Annotated in this window: 19 protein-coding genes; 10 read left to right on the forward strand and 9 right to left on the reverse strand. The window is 65.4% G+C overall.

Going from position 1 to position 19,638, the window contains the following annotated elements; all coding sequences use genetic code 11:
• Positions 1–670: 670 nt before the first annotated feature.
• Positions 671–1,756, forward strand: coding sequence for a recombinase RecA (gene recA / locus C7T96_RS00795; RefSeq protein ID WP_106569277.1), 1,086 nt, complete (start codon positions 671–673; stop codon positions 1,754–1,756).
• Positions 1,757–2,001: 245 nt separating this feature from the next.
• Positions 2,002–4,659: an alanine--tRNA ligase gene (gene alaS, locus C7T96_RS00800; RefSeq protein WP_106569278.1), complete on the forward strand. Its 2,658-nt coding sequence runs from the start codon at positions 2,002–2,004 to the stop codon at positions 4,657–4,659.
• 105 nt (positions 4,660–4,764) lie between these two features.
• Here the strand turns inward: alaS and C7T96_RS00805 are convergent, their stop codons facing one another.
• Together C7T96_RS00805 and C7T96_RS00810 are read right to left on the reverse strand one after the other, a co-directional pair.
• The gene (locus tag C7T96_RS00805) at positions 4,765–5,406 is read right to left on the reverse strand and encodes a glutathione S-transferase family protein (RefSeq protein ID WP_106569279.1); all 642 of its coding nucleotides are present in this window, start codon (positions 5,404–5,406) and stop codon (positions 4,765–4,767) included.
• A gap of 3 nt (positions 5,407–5,409) precedes the next feature.
• Positions 5,410–6,621: an NADP-dependent isocitrate dehydrogenase gene (locus C7T96_RS00810; protein ID WP_106569280.1), complete on the reverse strand. Its 1,212-nt coding sequence runs from the start codon at positions 6,619–6,621 to the stop codon at positions 5,410–5,412.
• Positions 6,622–6,788: 167 nt separating this feature from the next.
• On the opposite strand from C7T96_RS00810, the gene C7T96_RS00815 reads away from it, so the two are divergent.
• Positions 6,789–7,694: an alpha/beta fold hydrolase gene (locus C7T96_RS00815; RefSeq protein WP_106569281.1), complete on the forward strand. Its 906-nt coding sequence runs from the start codon at positions 6,789–6,791 to the stop codon at positions 7,692–7,694.
• Between the two features lie 22 nt (positions 7,695–7,716).
• Here C7T96_RS00815 and C7T96_RS00820 read toward each other — a convergent pair whose 3' ends face one another.
• Positions 7,717–8,052: a TfoX/Sxy family protein gene (locus C7T96_RS00820; protein WP_106569282.1), complete on the reverse strand. Its 336-nt coding sequence runs from the start codon at positions 8,050–8,052 to the stop codon at positions 7,717–7,719.
• 105 nt (positions 8,053–8,157) lie between these two features.
• Between C7T96_RS00820 and C7T96_RS00825 the strand changes: the two genes are divergently transcribed.
• The 6 genes from C7T96_RS00825 to ttcA all read left to right on the forward strand — a co-directional run bounded on the left by C7T96_RS00825 (position 8,158) and on the right by ttcA (position 12,979).
• Entirely contained in the window at positions 8,158–8,988 is an 831-nt protein-coding gene (locus tag C7T96_RS00825) for an RNA methyltransferase (RefSeq protein ID WP_106569925.1), read from the forward strand.
• Positions 8,981–9,769 carry a glutamate racemase gene (murI, locus tag C7T96_RS00830; RefSeq protein ID WP_106569283.1) on the forward strand — a complete coding sequence of 263 codons (789 nt, stop codon included), beginning with the start codon at positions 8,981–8,983 and terminating at the stop codon, positions 9,767–9,769. Before C7T96_RS00825 ends, murI begins: the two co-directional genes overlap by 8 nt.
• Before the next feature lie 74 nt (positions 9,770–9,843).
• Positions 9,844–10,029 (forward strand): DUF3008 family protein, encoded by a 186-nt coding sequence (locus tag C7T96_RS00835; protein WP_106569284.1) that lies wholly within the window; start codon positions 9,844–9,846, stop codon positions 10,027–10,029.
• Positions 10,030–10,227: 198 nt separating this feature from the next.
• Entirely contained in the window at positions 10,228–11,154 is a 927-nt protein-coding gene (locus C7T96_RS00840) for an SH3 domain-containing protein (protein WP_146149120.1), read from the forward strand.
• A gap of 197 nt (positions 11,155–11,351) precedes the next feature.
• Positions 11,352–11,969, forward strand: coding sequence for a 30S ribosomal protein S4 (gene rpsD / locus C7T96_RS00845; RefSeq protein WP_106569286.1), 618 nt, complete (start codon positions 11,352–11,354; stop codon positions 11,967–11,969).
• Between the two features lie 116 nt (positions 11,970–12,085).
• Entirely contained in the window at positions 12,086–12,979 is an 894-nt protein-coding gene (gene ttcA, locus C7T96_RS00850) for a tRNA 2-thiocytidine(32) synthetase TtcA (protein WP_106569287.1), read from the forward strand.
• On the opposite strand, the gene C7T96_RS00855 is transcribed toward ttcA, so the two are convergent.
• From C7T96_RS00855 to C7T96_RS00875, 5 genes are all read right to left on the reverse strand, one after another.
• Complete coding sequence (locus C7T96_RS00855; RefSeq protein ID WP_106569288.1) at positions 12,963–14,204, reverse strand: multidrug effflux MFS transporter; 1,242 nt, start codon at positions 14,202–14,204, stop codon at positions 12,963–12,965. The genes ttcA and C7T96_RS00855 overlap by 17 nt on opposite strands.
• Before the next feature lie 113 nt (positions 14,205–14,317).
• The gene (gene grxD, locus C7T96_RS00860) at positions 14,318–14,653 is read right to left on the reverse strand and encodes a Grx4 family monothiol glutaredoxin (RefSeq protein WP_106569289.1); all 336 of its coding nucleotides are present in this window, start codon (positions 14,651–14,653) and stop codon (positions 14,318–14,320) included.
• Between the two features lie 118 nt (positions 14,654–14,771).
• Positions 14,772–15,005, reverse strand: a complete 234-nt coding sequence (locus C7T96_RS00865; protein WP_106569290.1) for a BolA family transcriptional regulator — start codon at positions 15,003–15,005, stop codon at positions 14,772–14,774.
• A gap of 10 nt (positions 15,006–15,015) precedes the next feature.
• Positions 15,016–17,238 carry a phosphoribosylformylglycinamidine synthase subunit PurL gene (purL, locus tag C7T96_RS00870; RefSeq protein ID WP_106569291.1) on the reverse strand — a complete coding sequence of 741 codons (2,223 nt, stop codon included), beginning with the start codon at positions 17,236–17,238 and terminating at the stop codon, positions 15,016–15,018.
• A 108-nt stretch (positions 17,239–17,346) separates the two neighbouring features.
• Positions 17,347–18,756 (reverse strand): PLP-dependent aminotransferase family protein, encoded by a 1,410-nt coding sequence (locus C7T96_RS00875; RefSeq protein ID WP_106569292.1) that lies wholly within the window; start codon positions 18,754–18,756, stop codon positions 17,347–17,349.
• 88 nt (positions 18,757–18,844) lie between these two features.
• Here C7T96_RS00875 and C7T96_RS00880 point away from each other — a divergent pair, with 88 nt between their 5' ends.
• Positions 18,845–19,093, forward strand: a complete 249-nt coding sequence (locus tag C7T96_RS00880; protein WP_106569293.1) for a DUF1127 domain-containing protein — start codon at positions 18,845–18,847, stop codon at positions 19,091–19,093.
• 75 nt (positions 19,094–19,168) lie between these two features.
• Here the strand turns inward: C7T96_RS00880 and C7T96_RS00885 are convergent, their stop codons facing one another.
• On the reverse strand, positions 19,169–19,606 hold the full coding sequence (locus C7T96_RS00885; RefSeq protein ID WP_106569294.1) for a hypothetical protein: 438 nt from the start codon (positions 19,604–19,606) through the stop codon (positions 19,169–19,171).
• Between the last annotated feature and the right edge of the window lie 32 nt (positions 19,607–19,638).

The following is a 19,638-nucleotide window of genomic DNA, read 5'->3' on the forward strand; positions in this document are numbered from 1 at the left end:
TTTTCGCGCCCCCTGACATGCCTAATGTCAACAAGGTAGCCGTTTCTATCATCACCCTCATGACGAATTGCTACCGGTACAAGGATAGGCCCCTCGTCGGACATCAAAGTTGCCGTGTCGCCTGTGTCAGAAAAAACCGCATCACCCCAACTTAATTTTATCCGTTCAACGACCGTTCGCCCCTCATACCGATCAAGAAAAACGCCTGCGCGCGGGAAAACTCCTGGTCCGATCTTAAAACGGCGCCGTATCCCAATCGGGACATGCCAATATGAACATGTTTCATTCTTAGATCGCTGGACGGGGCTTCCAAAAACAAAAACAGGCGGAAGTAGCAGACGGAAAAGCCCCATTAGCGGAAGCGCGACAGACGGCTCTCCTGAGCCAAGAGCGATGTCAACAGGCATACTTCATACGATGCCTGAGAACCTCGCCTAAATCCAGATTCGTCAATCATGAATCGACTCAATGCCATCGTCATCCACCTTCTTTACATGTCTGAACGGGGCACATCCGCTGTGGTGGAATCCCGAACGAAAAAAGAACATAACCCTCAAAGCTTTGATTTTAAATAAAATCTACAAACTTGCATAAATGGAACAAAACGGGTACAAATCAATCAGGAATAAGAAGCGACCGGGCTTCATTGACGATCGAAGGGTAATGTATCATGGCTCAGAACTCATTGCGGCTGGTTGAGGACAATTCGGTGGATAAATCCAAGGCTCTGGATGCGGCGCTTTCGCAGATCGAGCGCGCGTTCGGCAAAGGCTCGATCATGCGGCTGGGCCGCAACGAGCAGGTGGTCGAGATCGAGACGGTGTCGACCGGCTCGCTCGGGCTCGATATCGCGCTCGGCGTCGGCGGCCTGCCCAAGGGCCGCATCATCGAGATTTACGGACCGGAAAGCTCGGGCAAGACGACGCTGGCGCTGCACACGGTGGCCGAGGCGCAGCGCAAAGGCGGCATTTGCGCCTTCGTCGACGCCGAGCACGCGCTCGATCCGGTCTATGCCCGCAAGCTCGGCGTCGACCTGGAAAATCTTTTGATTTCGCAGCCCGACACCGGCGAGCAGGCGCTGGAGATCTGCGACACGCTGGTGCGCTCGGGCGCGATCGATGTGCTGGTGGTCGATTCGGTCGCCGCCCTGACGCCGCGCGCCGAGATCGAGGGCGAGATGGGCGATTCGCTGCCGGGCCTGCAGGCGCGGCTGATGAGTCAGGCGCTGCGCAAGCTGACCGCCTCGATCTCGCGCTCCAACACCATGGTTGTGTTCATCAACCAGATCCGCATGAAGATCGGCGTCATGTTCGGCTCGCCCGAAACCACAACCGGCGGCAATGCGCTGAAATTCTACGCCTCGGTCCGGCTTGACATTCGCCGCATCGGCGCGGTCAAGGATCGCGACGAGGTCACCGGCAACCAGACCCGGGTCAAGGTGGTGAAAAACAAGCTCGCGCCGCCCTTCAAGCAGGTCGAGTTCGACATCATGTACGGCGAGGGCGTGTCGAAGACCGGCGAACTGATCGATCTCGGGGTGAAGTCGGGCATCGTGGAGAAGTCCGGCGCCTGGTTCTCCTACAATTCGCAGCGGCTCGGCCAGGGTCGCGAAAACGCCAAGCAGTTTTTGCGCGACAATCCCGAAACGGCCGACGAGATCGAGCTGGCTTTGCGCCAGAATGCCGGTCTGATCGCGGAGAAATTCCTCGACGAGGGCCGCCCCGAGGACGAGGGCGGCGACGCCGCGGAAATGTAGTTTTTCCGGGGTCCGAGCGACCCCGGCCGTTCGTGACGACAGGCCGCCCGGGCTCAGGCAGGGGCGGCCTTTTTCTGGCCTGTGCGTGGGATGGCGGCGGCCGGGCGTCTGGCCGCCCATTGCGCGCCGGGGAGGGGGGCGGCAAGGCCGGCTGCAAAACGGTTTCTGGACAGCCATCCGGGCGGGCGATAAGAAGCCGGTTCGCAAATTCCGGGTTTTCCGGCGGCTTTCAAGAAGGCACATCCATGAGCGGCGTCAACGCGATACGGTCGGCTTTTCTCGATTTCTTCAAAAAGAACGGACACGAGATCGTGGCGTCGGGGCCGCTGGTGCCGCGCAACGACCCGACGCTGATGTTTACCAATGCCGGCATGGTCCAGTTCAAGAACGTCTTTACCGGCGTCGAGCAGCGGCCCTACAGCCGCGCGGTGACGGCGCAGAAATGCGTGCGCGCCGGCGGCAAGCACAACGATCTCGACAATGTCGGCTATACCGCGCGCCATCACACGTTTTTCGAGATGCTCGGCAATTTCTCGTTCGGCGACTATTTCAAGGATGTCGCCATCGAACTCGCCTGGACGCTGATCACCAAGGAATTCGGGCTCGCCAAGGACCGGCTCCTGGTCACCGTCTACCACACCGACGACCAGGCCTTCGACCTGTGGAAGAAGATCGCCGGCCTGCCGGACGAGCGCATCATCCGCATCCCCACCAGCGACAATTTCTGGGCGATGGGCGATACCGGTCCGTGCGGTCCGTGTTCGGAGATTTTTTTCGACCACGGCGAGGCGATCCCCGGCGGTCCGCCCGGCAGCCCCGACGAGGACGGCGACCGTTTCATCGAGATCTGGAACCTGGTCTTCATGCAGTTCGAGCAGGTGGCGGCGGACGAGCGCGTCGACTTGCCGCGTCCGTCGATCGACACCGGCATGGGGCTGGAGCGGGTGGCCGCCGTGCTGCAGGGCAAGCACGACAATTACGACATCGACCTGTTCAGGGCATTGATCGCGGCCGCCGTCGAGGCGACCGGGGTGCCGGCCGAGGGCAAGGCGCGGGCCAGCCATCGCGTGATCGCCGATCATCTGCGCGCGGCGAGCTTTCTGATCGCCGACGGCGTGCTGCCGTCGAACGAGGGTCGCGGCTACGTGTTGCGCCGCATCATGCGCCGCGCCATGCGCCATGCCCAGCTTCTGGGCGCGGCCGATCCGCTGATGTGGAAGCTGGTGCCGGCGCTCACCCGCGAGATGGGCCAGGCCTATCCCGAACTGGTGCGCGGCGAGGCGCTGATTACCGAAACGCTCAGGCTGGAGGAAACTCGGTTTCGCAAGACGCTGGCGCGCGGCCTGACGCTGCTGTCGGAGGCGACCGACAGTTTTGGCGACGGCGACCGGCTCGACGGCGAAACCGCGTTCAAGCTCTACGATACCTATGGATTTCCGCTCGATCTGACCCAGGACGCGTTGCGCCAGCGCGGCATTTCGGTCGATCTCGACGGCTTCAACGCGGCCATGGAGCGCCAGAAGGCGGAGGCGCGCGCCTCGTGGTCCGGTTCCGGCGAGGCGGCGACCGAAACGGTCTGGTTCCAGATCAAGGAGGAGGTCGGGGCGAGCGAGTTTCTGGGCTATGCCAGCGAGGGCGCGGAAGGCGTTGTAAGGGCGCTGGTGCGCGAAGGCGCCCGCGTCGAGGCGGCTGCGGCTGGCGACGAGATCGCCGTGGTCGTCAACCAGACGCCGTTTTACGGCGAATCCGGCGGCCAGCTCGGCGATACCGGCCGGATTGCCGGCGAGGGGTTCGAGATCGAAATTACCGACACGCAAAAGAAGGTCGACGGGCTGATCGTGCATGTCGGCCGGGTCGCGCGAGGCACCGTCGCGCCGGGCGCTATCGTGCATCTCAATGTCGATCACGCCCGCCGCGCCCATCTCCGGGCCAATCATTCCGCCACCCATCTCATCCACGAGGCGCTGCGCGAGGTGCTGGGCACGCATGTGGCGCAAAAGGGATCGCTGGTGGCGCCGGAGCGGTTGCGTTTCGACTTTTCGCATCCCAAGCCGATTTCGCCCGACGAGATCGAGCGCATCGAGCGCATGGCCAATGAAATCGTCGTGCAGAACGCGCCGGTGACCACGCGGCTGATGGCGGTCGACGACGCGATCGCCGAGGGCGCGATGGCGCTGTTCGGCGAAAAATACGGCGACGAGGTCCGCGTGGTGTCGATGGGCACCGCGCTCCAAGGCGACAAAGCCGGAAAAACCTATTCGGTGGAATTGTGCGGCGGCACCCATGTCGCGGCGACCGGCGATATCGGGCTGGTGCGCGTCGTGTCGGAGGGCGCGGTCGCCGCCGGCGTGCGCCGCATCGAGGCGCTGACCGGCGAGGCGGCCAGGCACCATCTCGATACCCAGGAACGCCGGCTGAAGGCGGTGGCGGCGGCGCTGAAAGTGGCCCCGGCCGATGTCGAGGCCCGGGTGGACAGCCTGCTCGACGAGCGCCGCCGGCTCGAGCGCGAATTGGCCGAAGCGCGCAAGAAACTCGCGCTCGGCGGCGGCGGTCAGGCCGAAAGCGAAACCGAAAGCGTCGCCGGAACCGGGTTCATCGGCCGTGTGGTGGAGGGCGTTTCGCCGAAGGAGCTGAAGCCGCTGGCCGACGAGGGCAAGACCGCGCTCGGCTCGGGCGTGGTGGTTTTCGTCGGCACGGGCGAGGACGGCAAGGCGAGCGTGGTGGTCGGCGTCACCGAAGACCAGACGTCGCGCTTCAGCGCCGTCGATCTGGTGCGCGTCGCCTCGGCCGCGCTCGGCGGCAAGGGCGGCGGCGGCCGGCCGGACATGGCCCAGGCCGGCGGGCCCGACGGCGCGAAGGCGCAGGCGGCGATCGAGGCGGTCAAGGCGGCGATGGCCGGCTGAGCCGGCCCGATCCGGTGTTTTCGAGCGCGGCCAGCGCATGCGGGGACCGGGTCAGGTGGTGAACGGGGGCCAGTTACGTCCGGGAACCCCGGCGGCCGGCGACGCTCAGCCTGTCGGTTCGGTGGCCCGAAAGGCGGGCCTGGCCGTCAGGCCAGTCCACCAGCGACCCAGCGCGGGATAATCGGCCAGCAGCGCGGCGCCCTCCGGTGCCAGGGTGAAATAGGCCAGGATCGGCGCGGCGTGCAGATCGGCCAGGCTCGGCGCATCGCCGGTGAGAAAGGCGTGGCCGTCCTGAAGCCGCGTCAGGGTCGACAAGCAGGTGCGCGCCGTTTCCAGTGAGGCCGCGATCAGCGCCTCGTCGGGCATTTTTCCTTGTTGGGGTTTTGAAACCCGCTCGACGTAAACACCCCATACCAGGGCGCGATAGGCGTAGGCGTCGAGCAGGCCGATGATCTGGTTCATCACCGCTCGCCGGGCGGCATCCTGCGGCTGGAGTGGCGGCCCGGAAAACGCCTCGTCGACATAGCGGGTGATCGCCGCGGTCTCGAACAGGCGCAGATCGCCATGCTCGAAGGCGGGAATGCGCCGGAACGGGTGGTGGGCCAGATACCAGTCGGCCACGCCGCCGTCGGCGAAAATGTCGACCGGCACCAGCTCGTGGTCGACGCCTTTTTCGAGAAGGGCAAGCCGCGCTATGCGCACATAGACGCTGTAGTCGGCGCCGAACAGGTGCGGCTTGCCGGCCAAGGGTTAGGCCATGGCCTTTTGCAGGTTCTCGTCGATCTTGTCGAGGAAGCCGGTGGTCGACAGCCAGGGCTGGTCGGGGCCGATCAGCAGCGCCAGGTCCTTGGTCATGAAGCCGGCTTCGACCGTCTGCACGCAGACCTTTTCCAGCGTCGCGGCGAAATCGGCCAGTTTGGCGTTGTCGTCGAGCTTGGCGCGATGGGCGAGCCCGCGCGTCCAGGCGAAGATCGAGGCGATCGAGTTGGTCGAAGTCTCCTCGCCCTTCTGGTGCTGGCGATAGTGGCGGGTGACCGTGCCGTGCGCGGCTTCCGCCTCGACCGTTTGGCCGTCCGGGGTCATCAGCACCGAGGTCATCAGGCCGAGCGAGCCAAAACCCTGCGCCACGGTGTCGGACTGCACGTCGCCGTCATAGTTCTTGCACGCCCACACATAACCGCCCGACCATTTCAGATTGGCGGCGACCATGTCGTCGATCAGCCGGTGCTCGTACCAGATCTTGGCATCCTTGAACTTTTGCTCGAACTCCGCCTCGTAGACCTCCTGGAACAGATCCTTGAAACGCCCGTCATAGACTTTCAAAATTGTGTTCTTGGTCGAAAGATAGACCGGGTAGCCGCGCTGCAGGCCGTAATTGAGCGAGGCGCGGGCGAAATCGCGGATCGAATCGTCGAGATTGTACATCGCCATGGCGATGCCGGAGGAGGGCGCGTCGAAGACCTCGTGCTCGATCACCTCTCCGTCGTCGCCGACGAACTTGATCGTCAGCTTGCCCTTGCTGGGGAACTTGAAATCGGTGGCGCGGTACTGGTCGCCGAACGCATGACGGCCGACGATGACCGGCTTGGTCCAGCCCGGCACCAGGCGCGGCACGTTCTTGGCGATGATCGGCTCGCGGAAGATGACGCCGCCGAGAATGTTGCGGATCGTGCCGTTGGGCGAGCGATACATGCGCTTGAGGTCGAATTCTTCCACGCGCGCCTCATCGGGCGTGATGGTGGCGCATTTGACGCCGACGCCGTATTGCTTGATCGCATTGGCCGCGTCGACCGTCACCTGGTCGTCGGTGGCGTCGCGATGCTCGATCCCGAGATCGAAATATTTCAGATCGATGTCGAGATAGGGGTGGATCAGCTTTTCCTTGATGAACTGCCAGATGATGCGGGTCATCTCGTCGCCGTCAAGTTCGACGACGGGGTTGTCCACCTTGATCTTCGCCATGGAAAGTCCTCGTTTTCTGGGATCGGCGGCCGGTCGGCCGCCCGTATCGGAAAGGGGTCGCGGCCCCTATATCAAAGCGCCTGCGCCCGCGCAAACGCGCCAAAGTCTAACTTGCCATTGCCTGCACGCGCGGCCACCCTGCGTTGGTCCGTCAAGCGGAGGCCAGGGTGGGTCAGACACGGTTTTTCGAGTTCGACGCCGGCGATATCCGGCTGCATTGCGCCGAAATGGGCGTGCGCGGCCGGCCGCTGATCGTTTGCCTGCACGGCTTTCCCGAATATTGGGCTGCCTGGCGCGACGTGATGGGCGAACTGGCGGCGCATTATCATCTCGTCGCCCCCGACCAGCGCGGTTTCAACCTGTCGTCCAAGCCCGAAGGCGTGGAGGCCTACCGGGTGCGCAACATGGTGGCCGATCTCGACCGGCTGGCCGCCGCGCTGTCGCCGACGCGGCGATTCGTGCTTGCCGGCCATGACTGGGGGGCGTCGGTCGCCTATGCCTACGCCTTTTTTCGGCCCGAGCGGCTCAGCCATCTGGTGATCGCCAACGGCGTTCATCCGGCAGCCTTCCAGCGGGCGATCTTCGAGGATGAGGGTCAGCGCGCGGCAAGCCAGTATATCAACACCTTGCGCGCGCCCGGCGCGGAGGCGCGGATGGCGGCCGACAATTATCGCCGCACCTTGAAGATGATCGCCGGCTTTTCCACCACGCACTGGATGACGTCGGCTGAGGAACGCGGCTATATCGCCGCCTGGTCGCAGCCGGGCGCGATGACGGCGATGCTCAACTGGTATCGGGCCTCGCCGATCATCGTGCCGGAACCGGGCGCGCCGGCGCCCGACAGCCCGATCCTGTCCCTGCCCGACGAGGCGATGCGGGTCGGCATGCCGCATCTGGTGCTCTGGGGCGAGGCGGACGAGGCGTTGAGACCGGCCTGCCTCGACGGGCTGGCCCGTTACGCCGAGGCCGCCACAATCCGGCGCGCGGCGGATTGCGGCCACTGGATCCTGCACGAAAGGCCCGGCTGGGTGGCCGGCGCGATCGCGGAGTTTCTGGCGGCGGACGCCGCCTGAGCCCGGCCGCGGCCGGATGCGGCTATTTTTTCGGCTTGGGCGGCAGCGCGCCGACAAAACGCGTCGCGATCGCGATCCACTCGCCGATCATCCGGTCGTCGGCAAGCCCGGCCTGCGACACGATGACAAAGCCGCGCATCGGGCGCCCGGTGAAATCCATCGGCCGGGCGCCGGGCCGCGACAGGGCATCGGCCTCCTGCGCGGAACCGACCCGGAACATGGCGTCGCCGCCCTTCATCGTTCCGCACAGCATGTGGCCGTTCAAGGTGAAGCAGATACCGCCGAACATGCGGATCTCGCCGGTATTGGGATCGTCGGCGATCAGGGCGCGCACCCGCTCGGCGAGGACCGTTGTCATGACAGGCCTCCTCGAAACGCTTCTCTTTGCCGGACGAATATGGCAGGGACGCTGCGCGCGCGCAATTTGACCGATTTTTCTGATCCACGAACGGGGCCCGGGACGATGGCCGACGACAATCGCGACAGGCCGCTGATCGCCGAGGGGCCGGCCGTCATCCTGGTCGAGCCGCAGCTCGGCGAGAATATCGGCATGGTGGCCCGCGCCATGGCCAATTTCGGCCTGGCGGAGCTGCGGCTGGTCAACCCGCGCGACGGATGGCCGAGCGACAAGGCGCGGGCGGCGGCGAGCCGGGCCGACCACGTCATCGAGCGCACCACGGTTCATGCCACCACCGAGGATGCGATTGCCGATCTCGGCTTCGTCTACGCCACCACGGCCAGGGCACGCGACGGCTTCAAGCCGGTGCGCGCGCCGGTGGAAGCCGCGCGGTTCCTGCGAACGCGCTTTCGTGCCGGCCAGCGGACCGGCATCTTGTTCGGCCGCGAGAAATTTGGCTTGTCGAACGAGGAAGTGTCGCTGGCCGACGAGATCGTCACCTTTCCGGTCAACCCGGCCTTTTCGTCGCTCAACATCGCCCAGGCGGTGCTGCTGATGTCGTATGAATGGATGAAGTCGGGCCTGGCCAGCGAGGCGCAGACCGCGTTTTCAGGCCCGCAGATGGAGCCGGCGCAAAAACGCACCCTGCACAGTTTCCTCGATCATCTGGAAGAGGCGCTGGCGGCGCGCGGCTATTTCCGGCCGGCGGAAAAGCGGCCCAAAATGGTGTCGAACCTGCGTTCCGTCCTGACCCGGCCAGCCTTCACCGATGCCGAAATCAAGCTGTTGCGCGGCGTCATCTCCTCGCTTGAAAGATATTCGCCGACCGAGCCGCGCGGCGGCGGCGCGCCGGCGCGCCGGACACGCGGGGCGAAGAGCGAGGGCGAGGATGGCTGAACGGCCGGTTCTGGTCTTCGATTCCGGCATTGGCGGGCTGACGGTGCTGCGCGAGGCGCGTGTGCTGATGCCCGACCGGCGTTTCGTCTATGTCGCCGACGACGCGGCGTTTCCCTACGGAAATTGGGAGGAACGGGCGCTGAAAACCCATATTATCGGCTTGTTCGGCCGACTTTTGGCCAAATTCGACCCCGAAATTTCGGTTATTGCCTGCAATACCGCCTCAACGCTGGCGATCGAGGCCCTGCGCAAAGCCTATCCCGGACGCCGCTTCGTCGGCACCGTGCCGGCGATCAAGCCGGCGGCGGAGCGCACGCGCTCGGGCCTGGTTTCGGTGCTGGCCACGCCCGGTACGGTCAAGCGCCAATATACCCGCGACCTGATCACCCAATGGGCCTCGCGATGCCACGTCCGGCTCGTCGGCAGCGTCGGGCTCGCGGCGCTGGCCGAAACCTATCTGCGGCAGGGTTTTGTCGACGAGGAGGCCGTGCGGGCCGAAATCGCGCCCTGTTTCGTGGACATGGACGGGCGGCGCACCGACATCGTCGTGCTCGCCTGCACGCATTACCCGTTTCTGGCAAACCGCATGCGCAAGACCGCGCCTTGGCCGGTCGACTGGATCGACCCGGCCGAGGCGATCGCCCGGCGCGCCGTTTCGCTGCTGGGCCCCGGCGAGGGCAACGGGGTCCCGGCCGGGCCCGACCCTGCCGTCTTTACCGCCGCCAAACCGGACCCGGCGATCCGCCGGCTGATCCAGGGTTTCGGACTGGCGCTGATCTAAGGCGTTTCCAGCCGCTTCGGGAACCGGGCGGGCGATGCGGGCATTGTCCTTGCGCAAGCATAAGGAGACATACCATGCCGGCGACATCGAAGGCACAGCAGAAGGCGGCGGGGGCCGCACTGGCCGCCAAACGCGGCGACATGGCGCCCGACGAACTGGTCGGAGCGTCGAAGGAGATGTTCGAGACGATGAGCGAAGCCGAGCTGGAAGACCTCGCCTCGACAGCCCGCAAGGGCCTTCCGGACAAGAAAGGCGACTGAACGCGTCGCCTTCGGCCCGACCGGGCCTGGCATGATCAAATCAATGCCACATTCTGTGTCGATAGTGATTATCGGTTCGGACCGTTCGGCGGATCGGACCGTGATCGTCTCGCAACCAGATGCGAGCAAATGCCAGACTGGCGGGGGCGCACGATGATCGCCGCGTAAGCGGAGCGAATCTCGCGTGGAGGCCGGAGAGTGACGCGTTACACTTTGAACGACACCGACAGGGGCGGGCCTATCGCGCCGTCTCCCTTTGACGAACCGATTACCGTTTTCCAGTCCCAGCCCGTATTTGGCGGGCAAAAAGGGCTTGCGCTGCCGGCGCTGTTTGCCACCGTTTTGATCGGGGCCGGGCTTGCCGTCGGCATTATCGCGATGTCGGGCGAGCCGACATCGGCCGATACGGGCGCCTATCCCGGAAAATTGGCGCTGGCCGATGTGAAGCCGGCGCCGCCACAAGAAACCGCCGTCGACGCGGACGCCGGGACGACCGCCGCGATCGCGCCCGACGAGGGCAGCGCGCAGACGCCGCCGGTCGTCAGTGCCCGGGCCGCGCCCGACGAAGAACCGCTTTCCAAGGACAATCCGCGCTGGGCCGCCGCAACCGGCGGTGTTGCCGCCAAGGCTGCGATCGCCGCGCTGGCCGGCGATGACGCGCGCGCGGACGAGGTGTCCGCGCCCGACGCGCTCGCCTATCTGCCGGGTGCCGCCAAGCCGGCCTTGACGATCGAGCCGGAGCCACGCGACCAGCCGCCGGGCGAGACGCAGGAGAAAAACCCGGCCGAGGCGAGCGAAGTGTCCGAGCCGCGCGCGTCTGCACCGGCCGCCACGCCGGCGGCGCAGTCTACCGGCCGCATCACCACCGCCGTCAATATGCGTCGCGGCCCCGCCAACGGTGCCGGGATCATTTCCGTGATCCCCAAAGGCGCCAAGGTGGGCATCGTCGCGTGCAAGGCCTGGTGCCAGGTCGTGCATGACGGACGCACGGGCTATATCTTCAAGCGCTTCGTGCGCCAGCAGGCCGGAGCGGCGGCGAAGAAGAACGGCGCGACCGCCGAGTCGGCGGCGACGCAGACCTCCGAGCTGGCGACACTCAAATCGGTTCATCGCGGCGGGCGTTGACTTTCTGCCGCCGATCTCCTAGCTAGCCGCAACACCGGGTCGCGAGAGCCGGTGTTTTCCATGACGTGTCCCGTGGGTGTCTTGGCTCCAGCGTGCGCAAGACCCCTGTCAGGTTCCGAAAACGGGACCAGAGGAGGGCGCGTTTCCTTGGCCCGCAACGCAGGCGTTGCGGGCACGACGTTGTGAAAGGAAATGCGATGAGCAAACGCGAATCGTCCAAATACAAACTCGACCGCCGTCTCGGCGAAAATATCTGGGGCCGCCCGAAATCGCCGGTCAACCGCCGCGAATACGGGCCCGGCCAGCATGGCCAGCGCCGCAAGGGCAAGCTGTCGGATTTCGGCGTCCAGCTGCGCGCCAAGCAGAAGCTCAAGGGCCATTACGGCGATATCTCCGAAAAGCAGTTCCGCCGCATCTATGACGAGGCCAACCGCCGCAAGGGCGACACCTCGGAAAACCTGATCGGCCTTCTGGAGTCGCGGCTCGACGCGGTGGTCTACCGGGCCAAGTTCGTGCCGACGATCTTCGCCTCGCGCCAGTTCATCAACCACGGCCACGTCAAGGTGAACGGCCGGCGGGTCAACATCCCGTCCTATCGTTGCCGGCCCGGCGACGTGATCGAGGTGCGCGAGAAGTCGCGCGAGCTCGTCATGGTGCTGGAAGCCGTGCAGCTCGCCGAGCGCGACGTGCCGGATTATGTCGAGGCCGACCATTCGAAGATGAAGGCGACCTTCACCCGCGTTCCCCAGCTCGCCGACGTACCCTACGCGGTGCAGATGGAACCCAATCTGGTGGTCGAGTTCTACTCGCGCTGATTTTTGTCCGCACCCGGATTTGAAAAGGCCGCCGCTCTGGCGGCCTTTTCTTTGGGCGGCGGGTCGGATAGTCAAAACCGCATGCAAACGAGCGGGAGAGGGATTTGGAGCGGCCGATGAGTGTGAGCGCGCACATGCCCGACGCCGGCGGCGAAGGCTGCCACCCGTTGTTTCACGAGGCGCCGTCCTCGGTCGAGTTCAATAAGCTGCGCAAGCGGTTGTTGCGGCACATGCGCCAGGCGATCGAGGATTTCGCCATGGCGCGTGCCGGCGAACGTTGGCTGGTCGCCCTGTCGGGCGGCAAGGATTCCTACGGGCTGTTGGCGCTGCTGCTCGATCTGAAATGGCGCGGCCTGCTGCCGGTCGAACTCCTGGCCTGCAATCTCGATCAGGGCCAGCCGAATTTTCCCAAACACGTCCTGCCGGACTATCTGGCCTCGATCGGCGTCGCCCATCGCATCGAATATCAGGACACCTATTCCGTCGTTACCGACAAGATCGGTGAAAACAGCACCTATTGTTCCTTGTGCTCGCGCCTGCGGCGCGGCCATCTCTATCGGATCGCGCGCGAGGAAGGCTGCCAGGCGCTGGTGCTCGGGCACCATCGCGAGGATATTTTGGAAACGTTCTTGATGAACTTCTTCCATGGCGGCCGGCTGGCGGCGATGCCGCCCAAGCTCGTCAACGACGAGGGCGACCTGTTCGTCCTGCGGCCGCTCAGCTATTGCGCGGAGGCCGACCTGGCCCGCTTCGCCGAAGCGATGGCTTTTCCCATCATTCCCTGCGATCTGTGCGGCAGCCAGGACGGGCTGCAGCGCAACGCGATGAAGACGATGCTGGACGATATCGAACGGCGCATGCCCGGGCGCAAGGATACGATGATCCGCGCGCTCACCCATGTGCGCCCGTCGCATCTTCTCGACCGCAGCCTGTTCGACTTCGCCGGACTGGATATTGTTCGGCAGCCGGCCGACCCAGAACCCGGCCTGGCGCTTACACAGGCGGGTTGAGGGTGCGGAACAGCCGGCCGCGCTCGGCGATCAGCACCATGATTAGCGCCAAAAGGGCGGCGAAGAAATAACCGCCCGAAAGCGGCGTCACCGTGCCGTCGAAGGCCTGACCGATCGCCGCGCCGGCGAGGCCGCCGCCGAGCGTCTGCACGAAGCCTTGCGTGGACGATGCGGTCCCGGCGACATGCCCGAGCTCTTCCAGCGCCAATGCGTTGAAATTCGACATGATCCACGAAAACTGGACCATGGCCGCGGCGAACAGCAGCAAAAACAGCCAGAACGGCAGCGGGCCGATCAGCGACAGCCCGAAGGCGAGGCCGGTCGCGGCGAGGAAGCCGAGCAGCGCGCCATGGGCGAGACGGCGCATGCCGAAGCGGCCGACGAGGCGCGAGTTCATGAAGGACGAGACCGCCATCAACCCGGCCACGACCGCGAAATAGACCGGAAACATCGCGCCGACATCGTAGAGGCCGACATAGATCTGCTGGGCGGAATTGATGAAGCCGAACAGTGCCCCCAGAATCCCGGTCACGGCGATCGAATAGCAGACCGAAAGCCGGTTGGTGACGACGATGCGGAAACCCTCGATGATCGAACTGGCGGTGAAGGGGCGCCGATATTGCGGCTTGAGGGTTTCGGGCAGCCGAAGCCAGATCCATGCCGTGATGATCAGCGCCATCAGCGCCATCAGCAGAAAGATCGCCCGCCATTCCGAGAACAGCATGATCAGTTGACCGGCGCCGGGGGCCAGAACCGGCACGATCATGAAGACCATGAAAACCAGCGACATGACCTCCGCCATCGCGCGCCCGCCGAAGGAATCGCGCACGATCGAGACAGCGATGACGCGCGTGGCCGCCGCGCCCAGGCCCTGGATGAAACGCAAAAGCAGAAGCACGGAAAAATTCGGCGTGAAGGCGCAGGCAAAACCCGCCGCGACATAGATCACAAGTCCGACCAGCAACGGCACGCGGCGGCCGAAGCGATCGGAGACGGGACCGAAGACGAGTTGCGTGAGCCCGAAACCGGTAATGTAGGCGGTGATCACATATTGGCGCGCATTCTCGTCGGCCACGCCGAGACTGGCGCCGATCTGTTGCAGGCCCGGCAGCATGATGTCGATGGCCAGCGCGTTGATCGCCATCAGGGCGGCGGCCATGGCGATGAATTCCCAGCGCGGGATGGCGAGCGCGTAGCCCGGCTCTTTGCTCGTTTGCTGGTCCATGACCTTTGGTCCTGTCGAGAGGCGGAAATGAAAATGCGCCGGAAGGCCGGCGCATGAAACATGGCTGGGGCGACCGTCCGGCGGGTCCGGACGGCCATCACTGGACGATGGGGTCAGGCGGCGCCCTTCACCGCGACGCCTTTTTCGCCGAAGAAGGACTGAAGCTCGCCGGCCTGGAACATTTCGCGGATGATGTCGCAGCCGCCGACGAATTCGCCCTTGACGTAGAGCTGCGGGATCGTCGGCCAGTTGGAGAATTCCTTGATCCCCTGGCGCAGCTCGTCGGAGGTCAGCACGTTGACGCCCTTATAGTCGACGCCGAGATAGTCGAGGATCTGCACGACCTGGCCGGAAAAGCCGCACTGGGGAAAACCCGGCGTGCCCTTCATGAACACGACGACGTCGTTGGCCTTCACTTCGTTGCTGATGAATTCGTTGATGGCGGTCATTGCTTGTCCTTTCTCACCCGGGTTCAAGGCCCGGCGAAATCACTTGCTTTGCCCTATCTATTGCACAAAACCGTCCTTCGCAATCGCACTGCCGTCAGGAGCGCTTGCGCCGGTGTGCTCAGTCCGGGGCGCTGGTCTGCAGGGCGAGCGCATGCAAAACGCCGCCCATCTTGCCCTTCAGCGCCTCGTAGACCATCTGGTGCTGCTGAACCCGGCTTCTGCCGCGGAAACTCTCCGCCACCACCTCGGCCGCGTAGTGATCGCCGTCGCCGGCCAGATCGCGGATCGTCACCTCGGCGTCGGGGATCGCCTCCAGGATCATGCGTCGGATTTCGTTCGCATCCATGGCCATGGCAAGATCCTCAGTCGGCACCGTTCATGAAACGTGGGAACCACGATTCGTGGGCTGTCTTCAATTGCTGTACGGATATGGCACGCGTGCCGCCCAGTTTCAATTCATCGCCGCCGGTCACGCCGATGGCGACCCCGGAAACCTGCGCCTTGGCGATGCGCTCGACAAAGAAACGCTCGGTCTCGGCGGCCGGTATCGTCATCAGATAACGGCCCTGGTCCTCGCCGAACAGAGCGGGCAGGACGGCGATGCCGTCGGGAAGATCGATGCGCGCGCCGATGCCCGACGCGATCGCCATCTCCGCCAATCCGAGCGCCAGGCCGCCGTCTGAGAGGTCGTGCACCGCCGTGGCGAGCCCGTCGGCGATCAGGCCGCGCACGAAGGCGCCGACCCGCCTTTCGTGGGCAAGGTCGACCGGCGGCGGCGGGCCGTCGACGCGGCCGCAGACGTCGCGCAGGAAAACCGACTGGCCGAGATGCGTGCCCCATTTTTCCGGCGCGCCGATCAGTACGATGGTGTCGCCTTCGCCGGCAAAGGCGATGCGGGCCATTTTCCGCCAGTCGCGGATCAGGCCGACGCCGCCGATCGTCGGCGTTGGCAGGATCGCCTGGCCGTTGGTCTCGTTGTAAAGCGAGACATTGCCCGAGACGATCGGAAAAGCCAGCTCGCGGCAGGCCTCGCCGACGCCCTGAACGGCGCGCACGAACTGGCCCATGATGTCGGGACGCTCGGGATTGCCGAAATTCAGATTGTCGGTCGCCGCCAGCGGCTCGGCGCCGACGGCGGTCAGGTTGCGCCAGCATTCGGCTACCGCCTGCTTGCCGCCTTCGAACGGGTCGGCCTCGCAATAGCGCGGCGTGACATCGCAGGAAAAGGCAAGCGCCTTGTACGCGCTGCCTTCGACGCGCACCACGCCGGCGTCGCCGCCCGGCAGTTGCAGCGAATTGCCCTGGATCAGCGTGTCGTATTGCTCCCACACCCAGCGCCGGCTCGACTGGTCGGGCGAGGCCAGCAGGGCCAGCAGCGCCTCGGCGACGTCGGCGTCTGGCACCGCATCCGCCGGCAGCGGCTTCGGCGCGGCGGGCGCCGTCCACGGCCGGTCATATTCGGGCGCCTCGTCGCCGAGTTCCTTGATCGGCAGGTCGGCGACCTCCTCGCCCTGGTGCAGGACGCGGAAGCGCAGATCGTCGGTGGTGGTGCCGACGATCGCGAAATCGAGCCCCCATTTGCGGAAGATCGCCTCGGCCTCTTCTTCCTTTTCCGGCCTCAGCACCATGAGCATGCGCTCCTGGCTTTCCGAAAGCATCATCTCGTAGGCCGACATGGCGTCCTCGCGCACGGGCACGCGGTCGAGATCGAGCCGGATGCCGAGATCGCCCTTGGCGCCCATCTCGACGGCCGAACAGGTCAGCCCGGCCGCGCCCATGTCCTGGATGGCGATGACCGCGCCGGAGGCCATCAGCTCCAGGCAGGCTTCCAACAGGCATTTTTCGGTGAACGGATCGCCGACCTGGACCGTGGGGCGCTTTTCCTCGATCGCGTCGTCGAACTCGGCTGAGGCCATGGTGGCGCCGCCGACACCGTCGCGGCCGGTCTTGGCGCCGAGATAGACCACCGGCAGACCGACGCCCTCGGCCTTGGAGTAGAAAATCGCGTCCGATCTGGCCAAGCCGGCGGCGAAGGCGTTGACCAGGCAATTGCCGTTGTAGCGGGCGTCGAACTCGACCTCGCCGCCGACCGTGGGCACGCCGAAGGAATTGCCGTAGCCGCCGACGCCGGCCACCACGCCGGCGACCAGATGGCGCGTCTTGGGATGGTCGGGAGCGCCGAAGCGCAGCGCGTTCATCGCCGCCACCGGGCGCGCGCCCATGGTGAAGACATCGCGCAGAATGCCGCCGACCCCGGTCGCCGCCCCCTGGTAGGGCTCGATATAGGAGGGATGGTTGTGGCTCTCCATCTTGAAGACGACGCAGTCGCCGTCGCCGATGTCGACCACGCCGGCGTTCTCGCCCGGTCCCTGGATGACGCGCGGTCCGTCGGTCGGCAGGGTGCGCAGCCATTTTTTGGAGGATTTGTACGAGCAATGCTCGTTCCACATCGCCGAGAAGATGCCGAGCTCGGTGAAGCTCGGTTCGCGGCCGATTAGATCGAGGATGCGCTGATATTCGTCCGGTTTGAGGCCGTGGGCGGCCACGAGCTCGGGCGTGATGGGGATGGTGTTGGGGATGGTCATGAAACGTGTTTCGCAAAGCCGTTTGGTCAGGCTCCCTTAGCGCAAGCGCGTCGGGCATGACACAGCAAAAAGCGAAAAATCCGCCCGGCGGGCCGGGCCTTCCACGGTTCAGCCGAAACTGTCGTAACCGGCCACGCCGCCTTCCAGGAGTTGGCGCAGGATCCGGAAACCGGCACCGACCGCCTCACGGCTGGGGGGAACCGAAAAGCCGACCCGGACACGGTGATGAACCGTGTCGGTGCGGGCGGGCTTGTATTCGTCCTCGTCGTCGATCAGCACGCCGTCATTGGCCGCCGCCTTCTTGAAGGTTCCCGAATGCCACGGCTCGGGCAGTTTCAGCCACAAAAACGGCGCGCGCGGATGGGAAATGAAGTCGAAGCCGTCCAGGATCGAGCGGGCCAGCCTTTCGCGGGCCTCGATTTCTGTGCGCACGCGCGCGCGGATCGCGTCGGCCTCGCCCGACAACACCAGCTGTGCGGCGAGTTCGGCGAGCAGATAGGGCTTGCCCCCGGTCAGCATCTTGTAGGCCATCTGGACGCGCGGGGCGAAATGCGGCGGGCAGGCGACCCAGCCGCCGCGAATGCCGGCGGCGACCGTCTTCGACAGCGAACCGATGTGAAACGTCCGCTCCGGCGCCAGCGTGACCAGCGGGGTCGGCGGATTTTCCAGCAGTGCGCCGTAGATCGCGTCCTCGATCAGCCAGACATTGTGCTTGCGGGCGATGTCGACGATGGCGCGTTTGCGCGCCTCGCTCAAGGTCGACAGGGTCGGATTCTGCAACGCCGACATCAAGAAGGCGAGCTTGGGATGCTGTTGGGCGCAGAGCCGTTCGAACTCTTCCGGAACCGGTCCGTCGGCATCGGCCGGGATCGCCACGGGGCGGCGGCCGATCAGGTTGGCGCTGCGCGCGATCGAGGAATAGGTCAGGTGCTCGAAGACGATCCGGTCGCCCGGCGCCGTCACCGAGGCGATCACGGCAAGGATGCCCGCGTGCCCGCCGAGCGCGGGCACGATCGTGTCTTCGGCCGGGCGCCAGCCGGCATGGGCGAGCCAGCGGCTTCCCGCTTCCAGCCAGGCCGGGCAGGGCGCGCGCACATAGTCGAGATTTTCGGCAAAACGCTCCCGTCCCAGCCGCGCGACCAGTTCGCCGATGGCGCGGTCTTGGCCGATATCGGGGGCCGCGGTCGAATCCATGCGGGTCATGCCCGGTGCCGGAAGCGCGCGGGTGCCGCCGAAAAATTCGCTGATCGCGGCGGGGGCGCCCGTCTCGGCAGACCGGCCAAGCACGAAGGTGCCGCGGCCGACCTCGCCGGAAACCAACCCGCGTTCGCGCACCAGCGCGTAGGCCCGGCCGACCGTGCCGACGGTGACGCCGATGTCGAAGGCGAGATTGCGTTGCGGCGGCAGCTTGGCTCCGGCGGGCAGGGCGCCGGAGGCGATGTCGTTCTCGATCCGGTCGGCCAGGCGCACATAAAGCGGCGCCGCACCGTGATCGAGCTCGGGGAGCCAATTTGTCATGGTATCAATATTAATATTGTCATCCAGATTGAGTCAATTCAGAAAAGCGCCTCGGGAGGCTTTGACAGCAAACCCTGAGGAGGCACCAATGAAGGGTGCAATTGATACAATTAAAGTGGATAGTCTGCATTGGATCGGCGCGGTTCGGCGTTACCGTGCGGATTACGTCCGGCGTATCACCGTCCGCCTGGTGTCGGTGTGGTTGCGTCTCGATCGGCTGGCCGAGCGCCAGCGCAGTCGCCGCGCACTGCGCGAGCTTACCCCGGAGCAATTGCGCGATATCGGGCTGAGCGAACAGGAAGCCCGGCGCGAAGCCGACCGCTACTTCTGGAACTGAGCTTCGTCGTTCGGGCGCGTGTAGCCATGCGTCGCGCCGGTTAGTGCATGCGGCCTTTCCGAGCCGTTCCGCACGTCAGGCGCAGGCTTTGGAACCGGCCGTCCAGCGGCGCAGATCGGCGGCGGCGCGGTTGCCGAGCTTGTCGTCCATCAACGGCCCGAAAGCGTCGACCTTGGCCGGGTCGCCTTCGGCCTGGACGACCAGCAACGGACGCGCCTCGGGGTTGCGCGCCGGCACCAGCAGGATGCGCGGGCGCCCGGAAAAGGAGTTCAACTCGTCGGCCATGCGATAGGGCTTGAAGGCCGGGTCGCGGCTGGCGAACCAGCAGGCCTGCACGGCCGCGGCGATATGTTCCATCGTCCTGAGGGCGGCCGACTTGCCGGGCGTCGACAGCGAACCGGGACCCGCCGGCCCCGCCTGGCAGGCGGCAGCGGCAAGCGCCAGGCCAAGGGCGCTCAGGCGCAGCGCGGATAGCGCGGCCTGGCTTGCTCGATCCGCACGGTCCTGTCTCATGGCGTCTCAATCCCAAATTGTCGAAGAGCGGG

The sequence above is a fragment of the Nitratireductor sp. StC3 genome, from assembly GCF_003015025.1.
GTDB lineage: Bacteria > Pseudomonadota > Alphaproteobacteria > Rhizobiales > Rhizobiaceae > Mangrovimarina > Mangrovimarina alexandrii.